The sequence below is a fragment of the Micromonospora sp. CA-248212 genome, from assembly GCF_050948405.1.
Lineage (GTDB): Bacteria > Actinomycetota > Actinomycetes > Mycobacteriales > Micromonosporaceae > Micromonospora.
In genome coordinates this window covers 4,502,030-4,515,213 of sequence record NZ_CP192023.1, presented here as the reverse complement: position 1 = coordinate 4,515,213, position 13,184 = coordinate 4,502,030, and the positions used below count along the sequence as shown (strand labels likewise).

The following is a 13,184-nucleotide window of genomic DNA, read 5'->3' as shown; positions in this document are numbered from 1 at the left end:
CGGCCGGCCGAGCTCGCGGCAGCCCAACGGGGGCAGAGTCGTTGGCTCAGGAATCGTGACTGGTGTGGGCCGTCCCTACCCCGAGGGCGACGGGGGCAACCAGGAGGGCCCGCCCTCTCGGTAATGCGGTGACGGCGGCGATAAGCACGGCCGCAGCGGACGCCGAGATGAGCACCGCTGGGGCAACGAAATTTCCGACAGCGGCTAGTGTGAGCCCGGCGAGCGGCATCGGCACAATCAGCAGCATGCCAAAGAGCCCCACGGTCGCCGCGTAGTTCTCCAGTGGCACCCGACGCGCTCTAACGACCCGGATGTACACGCTGAAGAACGCGTCGAGCAACAGGAACGCACCGAGGCATCCAGCGAAAACCCAGAGCCGGGCCCCCAGCGCTACGCCCAACGCGGCCAGGCACATCCCCACCGCGACCGCGATCCCGATCGTCGACAGCGGCACACGCGAGGTCAGCCGGTGGAAGGTCAACAGACCGACGATGGCCGGCACGCTGCTCGCCGCGTACATCAGGCCCAGCTCACTGCTGCTTGTCCCGAACGTTCCGAACGCGATCTGGGGCGCAGCCCCGTTGATCAGCGCGAGCACGTAATTCAGGCCCATGGTGACCAGGACGATCCGGCGCAGGACGGGGTCCTCGAGCGCACCGCGTACGGTCGCGCGCAGGGTCCGCTTCGCTGTCGAGATGTGCGCCGTACCGTCCGAGGGGACCGATATCGACATCCGCAGCGAGACTCCGAACAAACCCGCCGCCACGAACATCAGCACCGGCGGTGGGAACGACAGCACCACGCCCGCCGCCGCCGGCCCCAGGACTATCGCCGCCTGCTCAAAGGCGGTCAGCTGCGATTGGAATCGCTCCTGCCCCTCGGGGCGGACCAAGGACAGTCCGACCTTCTCGCCACCGACGAAAGTCAATTCGAAGCAGAGGCCCACGACCATCGCGAATATCATCAGCACCGGCAGCACCGCACCGGGATACACCGCCATTATCAGCCCAGCCGCGAGCGCCGTCGCGGTCCTGGTCAGATCCGCCACGACCATCAGGGTCCGCTGCCGTATATTGTCGAGCCGCAGGATCGCTGCCGACAGTCCCAGGAGTCTCGGTCCCCATTGGAAGAAGACCGCTGCGCCCGACCAGCGCACATCGGCGGTCAAGCTGTAGGCGAGCACCGGTACGGCGAACAGGACCAGGTAGTCGCACAGCCAGCTGGCAAACCGCATCGCATAATATCGCGCGATACTCACGACAAATACGCGGCGACTGGTCGCAGTTCCCGACCCAGTCGCTCGTTGATCGTCAAAGCGGTGTCTGGATCGGAAGCGCGATAGCGGATATAGGCCACACGCCGAAGGGCCTCATAGGTCGAGGGAATCTGCTCGCCGGCGGGGACCAGCACCTTTCGCTCCACGACATCGGCGTAGCGCGGCACGTCGTCCCATCCCTCGATACGCGTGTAGGCGGTGATGCTGCCGGGGTCCACAAAGCGAATGCCCGCAGCCCTCCCGGATGCCGCGTGTTCGTCGAGGCAGGTCTCCGGGTTCGCGCCGACCGCCATCAACAAGGCGGCGTCCGCCATCGACACACCTGTGACGTCGGCTACCAGGTGCACGATCTGGTCTCCCGGCAGCCGTGCGGCGATCTCCATGAGTACCGGTCCGTTCGTGGACAGGCGTACCTCGCAATGGAAGACGCTGTTGTCCAGCCCGACCGCCCGGACCACCTGGCCGACGTACCGCTCGATCGCACCCAGATCGGTCGGTCCCAGCGGGGCGGGCGTGATGTGACCGAACTCGACAAAGGTCGGCTCGGGGCCGAGGAGCTTCCTGGTCACTGCGGCGATGTGCACGGCGCCGCGCCAAACATATCCGTCGGCGCTGTATTCGTCGCCGGAGACGTACTCCTCGATGACGACCTCGTCACCGAGCGGCCTGCCGAGGTCGATCATGCCATCGGCTTCGATGGCGGCGTACGCCCGTACAGCCTCGGCCGTGTCGCTCGCCTTCAAGACGTGGATGCTGCTTGACGACTCCACCGGTTTGACCACCACCGGGAACGTCAGCGCCGCGCACGCGAGCTCCGCCTCGGCGCGGGAGGCCACCTTCCGATGCCGGGGCGACGGGACGCCTGCGCGTTGCAGCGCCTCACGCATCTCGGCCTTGTTCCGAACGAGCGCGACATCGGTGGTGTTCAGGCCCGGCAGGCCGAGTTTCTCCGCAACCAGGGCCGCGATCTCGACGTGAAACTCCGAACCGGCAACGACACCATCGAGCCCCGCCCCCACTGGCGAGCGACTCACCGCTTCAACGATGGCGTGTGCGTCATTCGTATCTACCCGCACGACGGCGGATGCCAGATCCTTGGTCGCCGCCGTCAGAGTTCGGTCGTCGGCATCGAAGCTGGCAACCACGGTGTGCCAACCCATGGCTGCGGCTCGGACGACGAGTTCGTTGCCGGAAGATACCGGTTCAACGATGAGTACTGATGTCATCGTTCCTCTTGAGTCGTGTACTGCACATCGACTGTCATACGACGACGGCGGTGGCGGGACAGATGGACACGATCGATCAAGCTAGCACCATCCACAACAGACAGTCGCACCGGCTGCGTCCTCTCGTGACCGATGCCTGCCATACAGAGATTGCACGCCCGGCGTTGCACAAACCTTGACGGTTTCTTGACAAGGCAGCGTGGACGCGATTGCGTCACCTCCCTCACGGCCGAAGCAGAGCTGCCTGCCGGTACGGCTCGCCGTCACGCGCCGGCCCCCACCCGCCCGTCGGCGGCAGCCGGGCATCGTCCTCGGTGAGGATGGCCTGGCGCAGGTCCCGCAGCCGCCGGCTCGGCTCCAGGCCGAGCTCACGGCGCAGCGACGAGCGCAGCCGGTCGAAGGAGGCCAGCGCGTCGGCACCCCGCCCGCTGCCGTACAGCGCGACCATGAAGGCCGCCTGCAGGCGGTCACGCCCGGGATGAGTTCGGGCCAGCGCGGTGAGTTCCGGTACGGCTCGCGCGTGCCGGCCCAGACTCAGCTCGACCTCCAGCCGATCCTCGATCACCTGCAGCCGCGACTCCTCCAGGCTCATGGCCTCGGGCTCCAGCACGCCATCTGCGAGACCGGCGATGGCCGGCCCGCGCCACAGGTTCTCCGCCCGCAGGAAATACCCGACGGCCTCCGCCGCGCGACCCGCAGCCAGCGACCGCCGAGCCCGGTGGGCCTCGTCGTCGAACCGTGTCCGGTCCAGCTCGCCGGGCTCCACATCCAGCAGGTAACCGCCCGGCCGCCGGACGAGCGAGCGCTCGGGCAGGCCGCCGGCGATGAGCAGGCGGCGCAGGGCCGCGGCGCAGTTGCGGATCTGACTGGCCGCGGTGGCCGGCGGCCGCAGCGGCCACAGGCAGTCGACCAGCCTGTCGGCCGGGACCACCCGGCCGACCCGCAGCAGCAGCACGGCCAGGATCCGCTGCTGCCGGCGGCCGCCGAGCGGCAGGGGCGTTCCTTCGACGGACGCTTCCAGCGGACCGAGGATCCGGAAATCCATGCAATGACCTCCATGCCGACCGCACCCCTCGCACGGCCTGGTCACCAGGTTGCCCAGCACGGGTTGGCGTTTCCTTGGCAGCGTCGTACGGCGCTGCCGACCAACCGGAGCACCCCCGACTTCAGCTTGCCATCACCGTCGCATCGCCCGGACGCCGCTCCCGACCCGGAGCAACGTCGGCTATCCGGCCGGGACGCCGACCGGGCGGCCGTCGTGCCGCTCCAGCAGGGCCCGGACGACGTCCGCCTCGGAACTGCCGAGCGCTTCCAGGATGCCCAGCGCCTCCGGCCAGGCCCGCGAGGAGTCCTCCAGGTGACCCAGGGTGATCAGCGCGCGGGCGCGTACCAGGGGTGCCCCGATCGCCTCCGCGCGATGTGCCGCCTCGCCGGCGAGGCGGGCCGCCTGCACGGCGTCGCCGTTCTGCCGGGCGACCTCGCCCAAGGCAGCCAGCGCGTCGATCTCGATCACCGCGGCGCCGGACTGTCGGGCCAGCGTGACCGCCCGCTCCAACGAGGAGCTGGCCAACAGCGGCGTCCGCTCGGCGACGGACGTCGCGAGGCCGACCAGGGCCTCGGCCTCCGTCGCCAACGTGCGCGCCGACCTGGCCCACTCGGCGGCCCGGGTATATCGGGCCGCCGCGCCGGTGAGGTTGCCGGTCAGCCGGAGCAGGCCCCCCTCGGCGATGTCGATCGACGCCTTGCAGTGCCAGTCGTCGGTACGGTCGGCGAGACGCTGCGCGGCTGCGAGCGCCGACCTCGCCTCCGGCACGTCGCCGCGTAGTGTGTGGATCTGGCCGATCCCGGCCAGTGCGTTCGCCTCGATCGAGGCCATGTCGACCTCGTGGGCCGTCCGCACCGCCGCGTGGAGATCGCCCAGGGCGGCCGGGTACTCACCCCGGACGGTGCGCACCAGGCCGAGGTTGGTGAGGATGACCGCCTCGTTGGGTCGTCCGCCGTCCTCCCGGTGGATGACGATGGCGGCGGTGAGTCGCTCGACCGCCAGCCGCAGTCGACCGGCCATGGCGTAGATCGTCCCGAGGTTGCTCGCCATCACCGCGATGCCGTAACGGTGGCGGATCCGCTCGTTGAGCCGCAACGCGTGCTCGAAGCAGGCCGCCGCCGTCGCCAGTTGCCCGAGATCACCGAAGACCGCGCCGAGCGAGCCGGCTGCGGCGGCCTGACCCTGCGCGTGCCGGGCGCTGCGGAACAGGTGACCCGCCCGTCGTAGGTGCGCGATTGCGACCAGTTGGTTGCCCGTGAGGTGGTACACGTTGCCCAGACTCATGTGTGCCGACGCCCGCAGAGACGGGTGCGCGTCCCCGTTTGACGCGTGCAGCGCCGCCTGCGCCACGAGCAGCCAGTTCAGTGAGTTGCGGGTGACCCAGAAGTACGTTCGTAGCTGGTCGGCGAGCAGGGCGGCAGCGGCCCTTGACGTGCTGTCGGCGGCGGCCCTGATCAGCGCCACCATGTTTGACTCCTCGGCCTCGAGCCAGGCCAGCGCCGTGGCACGGTCACCGATGCCGGCGTCACCCGCCGCTAGGCCCGTCGGCAGCTCCAGGCGGACCCGCCCCGGCGCCAACAGGTCGCCGGCAGCCTGGGCGCGGACCAGGTACCACGCGAACAGGCGCGCGAGGACGGCAGGCGCCTCGGGCCGGCCGGCCTGCCGCGCACTGTGTTGGCCCGCGTAGCGACCCAGCAGGTCGTGCAGCGTGACGCGATCGTCGTCGAAGTCCACCAGGTGTGCCGAGAAGAGTCGGGCCAGCGTCCGGCGGGCCGCGTCCACCGATGTCTGCGCCAGGTGTGCGACCGCGTCGACCGACAGACTGAGCCCTGGAACGGTGCCGAGGAGGCGGAACATCCGCTGGGCCTCGCCGGGGAGCCGGGTGTAGGAGAGGTCGAACGCCGTCTGCACGGCGACACTCGGGTCGTCGTCGATCGCCAGGGCGGCGACGCTGCGCTGCCGTAACTGCCGCACGTACGCCGACACCGCGAGGTCCGGCTCGTCGTGCAGCAGTGCCGCCGCGATCCGCAGGGCCAGTGGGAGCCGACCGCAGACCTGGGCGAGGTCCCGGATCGCGTCACGATCGGCGGCTCGCGGGTCGGCACCGAGCAGGACGGTGAGCAGCTCGATCGCGTCCGGTTCCGGGAGCAGTCCGATGGTCAGGCGGCGGGCGTCCTGCTGGGCCACGAGCCCGGTCAGGCGGTCCCGGCTGGTGACCACCACCAGGCTCTCCGCAGACCCGGGCAGCAACGGCCGCACCTGCTCGGCGTCGAGGGCATTGTCCAGAACGATCAGCAGCCGGCGATCGGCGACGACGGTGCGGTAGAGCGCCGACGCCTCCTCGGGGTCGGCCGGGATGCGTCCCGCCGGCACCCCCAGACCCCGCAGCAGCGCGCCGAGCGCCTCCGCCGAGCGCATCGGCCGGCCGGCGGAGTAACCCCGCAGGTTGAGGAAGAGCTGCCCGTCCGGGAAGCGGTCACGGACGCTGTGCGCCCACCGGATGGCGGTCGCCGTCTTTCCGACACCCGCCGTGCCGACGACCGCGCAGAGGATCAGGACCTGCGGCGCTGCCGCGTCGGCGAGCAGGCGGTCGAGCTGACGCGATTCGGCGTCGCGGCCGACGAAGTGTCCCGGCGGCAGCGGTAGCTGCGCCGGCCCGGCGGAGGACGTGGGCGTGGCGTCCGAGGCCGCGGTGGCGCGGGACAGCTTCCGGTACGTCGCCTGGATCTGCTCTCCGGGCGCGACACCGAGGTCGGTGGCGAGCCGATCTGTGAGAGTGTCGTAGGCCGCGATGGCCTCGCCGCGACGACCGATCCCGCTCAGGGCCAGCATCAGCAGCTCGACCGGGCGCTCGCGGGTCGGCGCCTCGCTGATCAGCTCGTGCAGCGGCGCCAGTATCTCCCGGTGCTGGCCGGCGTCGAGGCGGGCGCCGAGCAGCTCTTCCTGCGCGGTCAGTCGTGCCTCGTCGAGATCCGGGAAGAGCCGGCCCCGCTGGGCGTCGTCGAAGACGTCGGCCAGGGCGGCGCCCCGCCACAGACCGAGCGCGCTACTGAGCATCGCGATGCGCTGATCGGCATCGGTGACGCCCCTGCTTTGCGTCACCAGGGCGGTGAACCGGTGCACGTCGACCCGCTCTGCCGGGATTTCCAGTGCGTAGCTGTTGGGTCGGGCGAGCAACGCGGGCTCCGTCGACCGGCCCAGCTCCAGCGTGGACCGCAGGTGCGAGATCATGGCCTGCAGGCCCGCTCGTGCCTGGGCCGGAGGCCGATCTTCCCAGAGCAGGTCGATGAGTCGCTCCGCGGAATGGAACTGGCCCGGTCGTATCGCGAGGATGGCGAGCAGCCGTCGCTCCTGACGACGTCGGACGGGCACGACCCGTCCGTCGATGACAGCCTCGACGGGGCCAAGCAGTCGCAGCTCCACAGCCGCAGGCTAACAAGGCACACCGACGTCGACGCAGGGCCATATGTCTATCTGGGACGCCCCCGGCGGCCAGCTTCCCCAGGTGGCGCAAGCCGACGCGGATGACGGATCTCAGGGCCCCCGCGCCGCCGGGGGACCCTGACGTCCGCCTGCCGTTCAGCTGATCCAGGGGGTGCACGTCCAGGCGCCGCCGTTGAGGCTGAAGCAGGCCTGGTGCTCGTCGGAGGAGTCGAGATCCTCGAGCATGTTGGTCCACACCCCGCCGTTGGTGGAGAGGAACTGCTTGCTGAGGCTGCCCGTGTACCAGTAGCCGTAGGACGACCACACCCGGCGCTCGATCCGTACGGTGAACGTGGCACCCGCGTAGCGGACGTACTGGTCGTTCTGCAGGCGTGCCCAGGCCGCTCTGCAGCCGGGCGACTTCACCACGACGATGCCGAGCCCGCTGTCGTAGCCGCCGCCGGTCCAGCCGTACCGGGTGCCGCTGCATTGACCGTTGGGATCGACGTTGTGACAGCCGGTGCCCGAACACGCGGCCAGCGCCGGCGACACCGGTACCGCCGCGGCGACCATGCCGAATCCCATGAACGCCACCAGGGCGATCAGCGTCCGCGCCAGGCGATGCGTCCGGACCTTCGCTACCTTCATGCTGTTCTCCTCAATCGTGCTGCATGTCGTGGAGGTGATCCTTCGGCGTCGCCGCATCGCGGCCGCATCGTCAGGTCATCCGCGCCGCGTCGCGCCGCCATCGCCGTCTGCGGCGGGCACCGCGGAGCCTCCGGAGAGGAACGAGGGGACTCGCGGTACAGCAGGGGGTACGCCGCGCCGGGACGCCGGAGCGGTACGCCCACGATGACCTCGTGATGCGCCGACGGTGTGCGCGGTTCCGACACTGCATCGATCCCGAGCATCCTGGAGGATCCGCAGTGTCAACATCACCGCCCCGCCCCGCGCTGCCGCGCGGGCTCAGCCCCGGCGCCGCCCGTCGCGCCGTCACCGCCGCGCTCGCCGCCGCCGCGCTCGTCGCCAGCGGTCTCGTGGCGCTTCCCGCGCCGGCTGCCGCGGCGCCGGACCCGCCCCCGAAGGATGTGGCGGTCACCGCGGTACCGCCCGGCCAGCGGGACTCGACCCTCAAGCAGGGCTGGCGGACGTCGCAGGATCGGGCCTGGACCCTCTCCGGCGACATGACCGGTCTGCACGTGCTCGTGGCGTCGGCGGCCTCCGGTTACAGCTGGACGACCGCGGCGACGCTGAGCGAGCCGGGGCTGGAGACCGACCAGTGGATCGGCAACGGCTGCCTCACCGAGTCGGGCCGGCGGCTGGTCGTCACGTACGCGCCGCGCGCCTACACCAACAAGCCCGACCTGTTCGACCGCGGCGCCTTCGTGGCGGTCGTGGACCTCAAGAACCAGTCCGTCCGGAAGGTGGCCGCGCACGCGTCTCTCGCGTACTTCAGCCCCGGCTGCGGTACCGGTGAGAACGTCGTGCTGAGCACGTTCACCGGCGGCGACACCGGCTCGGGCAAGACCCGGCTGACGCAGCTCGACGCCGCGACCGGCTCCGTGGCACCGCCGATCCAGGTGGCGGGCCAGCTCACCTCGGCGCTACCGGTCGCGGGCAGGATCATCGCCGCCGATAACGGCGCGCTGGTCAAGGTCGACGGCAAGGGCCGCCGGTCGGCAGTCGCGAGGACCACCGGCGTACCGTTCCGGCTGGCGGCCAACGGCGACGGCGTCGTGTACATGGATGCCGACAGCAAGGCCGGCCGGGTGAAGCGGACCGTTGTGCGGTCCGGCGCGACGGCCACGCTGGCCGAGGGCGGCACGACCGACATGAACGTCGTCAAGGGCGCGGGCGGTCGGGTCGGCATCACCGGTACCCCCGGCAGGACGCACAAACTGCCCACGGGTGTCGCGAAGCTCGACGCGACCGTACAGGCGGAGATGTCCAGCCAGGGTGACCTGCTGCTGGACGACATCAAGTGGACGACCGACCCGCGGGCGGCGCAGGCCACGGACGACCGCCGCGGACGGTCGCTCGTCATGAAGGCCAAGGTGCCGGCGACCGGTCGCAGCGTGAACTTCGCGGTCGCGCCAACCACGCCGACGTCGGGCGACGCTGGCGCTCGGGCGAACCCGAGGACGCCGGGGCGGGCCCCGTCGACACCGGGTGCCACGACGCTGGCGACACCGCTGCACGACCCGGTGGACACGGCCGCCTGGTGCGCGATCCCCCGCAACGACGTGCGGGTACAGGTGTACCAGCCGCGCGCCCGGGAGATCGAATGGGTTGTTGACATGGCGGTGCAGGACTCGCTGATCCTCAACCGGGGCAACAACTTCAACCAGTCCGGTCTGCCGGGTTACAACGTCGCTCAATGGTTCCCGATGCGGCCCCTCGACGGCGGCGGCCACGTGCCCGCTCAGATCATGCTCGGCATTCTCGCGCAGGAGTCGAACCTGTGGCAGGCCTCGCCGCACGTCCTGCCTGGCGAGTTCGGTAACCCGCTCGTCGGCAACTACTACGGGCTCGACATCTACGACGCCGACACGAGCGACGACTGGGCGATCCGCTGGGACAAGTCCGACTGCGGCTACGGCGTCGGGCAGGTCACCGACGGTATGCGCAAGCCCGGCTTCCAGAAGCCGAACGAGGTCCCGCTGCCGTACAACCAGCAGCTGGCCATCGCCGTGGACTTCGCCGCGAACATCTCCCAGTCGTTGCGAATCCTGCAGGACAAGTGGAACCAGGTCCACGCGTACAACATGAAGGTCAACGGCGGCGACCCGCAGTACATCGAGAACTGGTTCTTCGCGGTGTGGGCCTACAACACCGGGTTCTACGCGCCGCAGGGCAGCACGGACGAGCCGTGGGGCGTCGGCTGGGCGAACAACCCGGCCAACCCGCGGTACCCGGCGAACCGCAAGGCGTTCCTGGAGGAGGCCTACGACGACGCGCGGCACCCGAGCCAATGGCCGTACCCGGAAAAGATCATGGGTTGGGCCGGACACCCGCTCAACGCGATCGAGAAGCCGGACACCTACACCGACGGCTACCGGTACGCGTGGTGGAGCACGAACGACGGGCGGGCGCGGGTGAAGCCGCACCTTCAGACGTTCTGCGACCAGTCCAACGACTGCTACTACGGCAACAACCTCCCGCCGACGGCGCCGGACGTGATCGACGAGCCGGCCGGCCCGTGCCACCACGTGAACGTCATCGGCGAACGGGACCTCAAGTGCTGGTACAACCGATCGGCGGACTGGAAACCGGGCTGTCTGGACTGTGGGAACGCCGCCATCAGGTACGACCCCGGCTGGGAGTATCCGGCCGCCGGGGTGAGCTACCTACCGAAGTGCGGCACCGAACTCCCGGCGAACGCGCTCGTGGTCGACGATGTGATCAACGAAGTCGTCAGCCCACGCCGTGACGAGGCCGGTTGGCTCTGCACCAGACGGACGAACAGCGGCACGTTCACGCACGGGTTCGCCGGCGAGACACAGAACGGCACGCTCCAGTACCCGGGCAAGATCGACCTGCACCAGGTCGGCGGGGGGTACGGCGCGCACTACTGGTTCACACACACCCGCGAGCCGGGCAGCAACCTCTACGTCAGCGGAACATGGACGCTGGACCGGACGGTGAACGGCTGGATGCGGGTCATGGTCCACATTCCCGATCACCTCGGTACCACGCAGCAGGCGGCGTACAAGATCACGACAAAGAACGGCGTGGTCAAGACCCGCATGGTCCAGCAGCGCGGGTACGCGAACCGGTGGGTGGCGCTCGGCGTGTTCGAGTTCAACAACGTCCCGACGGTGGAGCTGACCAACACGGTGTCGGACCTGACCCCCGAGGAGCTGGCGCAGCTGCGTGACGATGTGCCGGCCAGCGGGCAGGGCGACCTGGCGCTGGGCCGGCCGCAGGAGAACGTGGCCTTCGACGCGGCGGCGTTCATCCCGCTGCCGGGCAAGCCGCAGCACCAGGTGGTGGCGCTCGGCGACTCGTTCTCGTCGGGCGAGGGCGCCTCGCCGGTGAACGGATCGGACTACTACCGCGAGTCGGACAACAACAGCAACAACGCCTACCGCAACGGCTGCCACCGCTCGAAGAACGCGTGGTCGCGCAAGGCGGTGCTACCCGGTTCGTCCACGCCGATCGGACTGCGGGCGGACATCACGAGCCAACAGCACGACGTCAACATGGACTATCACCTGATCGCCTGCTCGGGCGCGGAGACGGAGAACATCCTGCCCCTGCGTACCGTCAGCAACGAGCCCCGCAACGCCGACGGTCAACGGGGCATGGGCCAGTACCTGGAGGCGTCCCAGCTCGACAAGGGCTACCTGGACGAGAACACCACGCTGGTCACGATCTCGATCGGCGGCAACGACGCGAGGTTCGGCCCGGTGGTCAAGGAGTGCCTCGTCATGGCCGGCCCACTGGACTGCTTCAAGGCGAAACTGTCGGGCGAGACGGACACCGTGGACGTGTCGACCCGGCGCCGCATCGCCGACGCGGTTCCGCGGTCGAACACGAAGGTGCTGGAAGAGATTCACCGGAAGGCGCCGAACGCCAAGATCATGCTGATGGGGTACCCGAAGCTCGTCGAGATCGGCGGCGACCCGCTCTGCGCCCTCAAGCTCGTCCTCAGCGACGAGGAGCGGGTGTGGCTCACCGAGATGAGCGTGCTGCTGCGTGACGAGCAGTTGGACGTCGTCCACGACTTCAACACCGCGCACGGCGCGACGATCGCGTACTACTCCGACCCGATCGACGAGTTCGCGGGCAAGGCGGTCTGCGGCTCGCCGGCCGGCATCCACGGGGTCGTGACGGACAAGTCGCCGGGTGACACCCCGGACGGCCCGACATCGACGCAGTCCTTCCACCCCAACAGCCCGACCGGTGTCAGCCTTTTCGCGCAATCGATGAACTTTACGGTCGCGCAGATGTATCCCTGACGGCGGCCGCACGGTCCGGAGCCCGGGCGGCCGTCGGCTGCTCGGGCTCCCGGCTCTGCGCGTGCCCCGCAACGCCGGTACGGGCGCGCGCTCCGCACCGACGACGGAGCGTCCCTGGAGGTGGCCAAGCCGCGGTGGGCGACCAGGCCGCCGTCGATGTTAGGTTCGCGGACACGACGGTGCGGATCACCGATGGGCATTTCCACGCGGCTGACGGTGTCGAAGACTGGCGTTGTCTCTACCACCTGGTCTCGGCCCACTTCCGGACCGGCTCGCTGTCTGCGGGGATCGCGTTCGTCAATGAGATCGGTCGGCTCGCGGGCCCCGACGAGCAGGAGCAATCCAACGTGGACCTGCCCCACCTGGGCGTCACCGTGTCGCTGTCCCGGCGGGACGTCTCACTGGCGCGACGGATATCGGCCGCTGCCCGTGCGCTGGGCATCCCCGCCGACCCCGCCGCAGTGCAGCTCCTCAACATCACCCTCGACGCCGCGGTGAGCTCGGACGTGCTGCCGTTCTGGCAGGCGCTGCTGGGATACCGGCAGATCGGTGACGACTACCTGGCCGACCCGGCGCGGCGTGGCCCCGGGCTCGGGCTGCAACACACGGACACGACGCGGTCGCTACGCAATCGGATGCATGTCAGGTCAGCGACCGGCCAGACATCATCGAACCGCAGACAATGATCGAGGTCCTGCTTGCGTCGGCATGAGTCGCCGCCACGCCCGCTGTACCTGCTCGTTCGGCCGGCGGGTGAGTCAGCCTCTTCGTACCGTGGCCCCGGCGCGAATCGCCCGCGGTATCTCGGCGACGTCGTCGACACGATCCAACAGCGTGGCAAGTTCGTCGCCGGACGCGGGTGAGCTCACCTCGACCTGGTAGGTGATGCCGCTCGATATCCACGTCTGCGGGTCGAAGCCTCCCTCCGCCGATACACGTACCCCGTCGATCCGGATGCCGAGTACGTTTGCCTCCCGATACACGTCGTTCAGAACGCAGCCGGCCGCAGCGAGGTGCAACAGGTGCGCCCCGGTGAAGTCCGCCTCGACGGTGACGCCCTCGGGTGTCCAGCGATGAGGGAACCCGATCGCACCAACGTCATCCGATCTGAACGAGCCGGCGCCGACCACGACCGCGAACTGCTCCATCGGTTGCTCCTGTCCGCCGCGCCTGAACCGATCGGCTCATTGTTGCCCGTCACCAGTATCACCACCAGGTACGGCGACCCTCGCCGCTGCCGCCGAGAAGGCGCG

The 13,184-nt window shown here is 69.6% G+C and carries 8 protein-coding genes; 2 read left to right on the top strand and 6 right to left on the bottom strand.

Annotation, left to right across the window (positions count from 1 at the left end; translation table 11 throughout):
• Positions 1-46: 46 nt before the first annotated feature.
• From ACQP03_RS21315 to ACQP03_RS21295, 5 genes are all read right to left on the bottom strand, one after another.
• Positions 47-1,258 (bottom strand): hypothetical protein, encoded by a 1,212-nt coding sequence (locus ACQP03_RS21315; protein WP_357392446.1) that lies wholly within the window; start codon positions 1,256-1,258, stop codon positions 47-49.
• Positions 1,255-2,502, bottom strand: coding sequence for an ATP-grasp domain-containing protein (locus ACQP03_RS21310; RefSeq protein ID WP_357392447.1), 1,248 nt, complete (start codon positions 2,500-2,502; stop codon positions 1,255-1,257). The genes ACQP03_RS21315 and ACQP03_RS21310 overlap by 4 nt, the downstream gene beginning before the upstream one ends.
• Positions 2,503-2,725: 223 nt before the next feature.
• Complete coding sequence (locus ACQP03_RS21305; protein ID WP_357124886.1) at positions 2,726-3,547, bottom strand: AfsR/SARP family transcriptional regulator; 822 nt, start codon at positions 3,545-3,547, stop codon at positions 2,726-2,728.
• A gap of 180 nt (positions 3,548-3,727) precedes the next feature.
• Positions 3,728-6,970: a BTAD domain-containing putative transcriptional regulator gene (locus tag ACQP03_RS21300; RefSeq protein ID WP_433458097.1), complete on the bottom strand. Its 3,243-nt coding sequence runs from the start codon at positions 6,968-6,970 to the stop codon at positions 3,728-3,730.
• Between the two features lie 156 nt (positions 6,971-7,126).
• Entirely contained in the window at positions 7,127-7,618 is a 492-nt protein-coding gene (locus ACQP03_RS21295) for a hypothetical protein (RefSeq protein WP_355047809.1), read from the bottom strand.
• Between the two features lie 278 nt (positions 7,619-7,896).
• Between ACQP03_RS21295 and ACQP03_RS21290 the strand changes: the two genes are divergently transcribed.
• Positions 7,897-11,931, top strand: a complete 4,035-nt coding sequence (locus ACQP03_RS21290; RefSeq protein ID WP_357173951.1) for a hypothetical protein — start codon at positions 7,897-7,899, stop codon at positions 11,929-11,931.
• A gap of 134 nt (positions 11,932-12,065) precedes the next feature.
• Positions 12,066-12,617: a hypothetical protein gene (locus ACQP03_RS21285; RefSeq protein ID WP_357392450.1), complete on the top strand. Its 552-nt coding sequence runs from the start codon at positions 12,066-12,068 to the stop codon at positions 12,615-12,617.
• 72 nt (positions 12,618-12,689) lie between these two features.
• Here ACQP03_RS21285 and ACQP03_RS21280 read toward each other — a convergent pair whose 3' ends face one another.
• On the bottom strand, positions 12,690-13,079 hold the full coding sequence (locus ACQP03_RS21280; RefSeq protein WP_357392451.1) for an OsmC family protein: 390 nt from the start codon (positions 13,077-13,079) through the stop codon (positions 12,690-12,692).
• Positions 13,080-13,184: the final 105 nt, after the last annotated feature.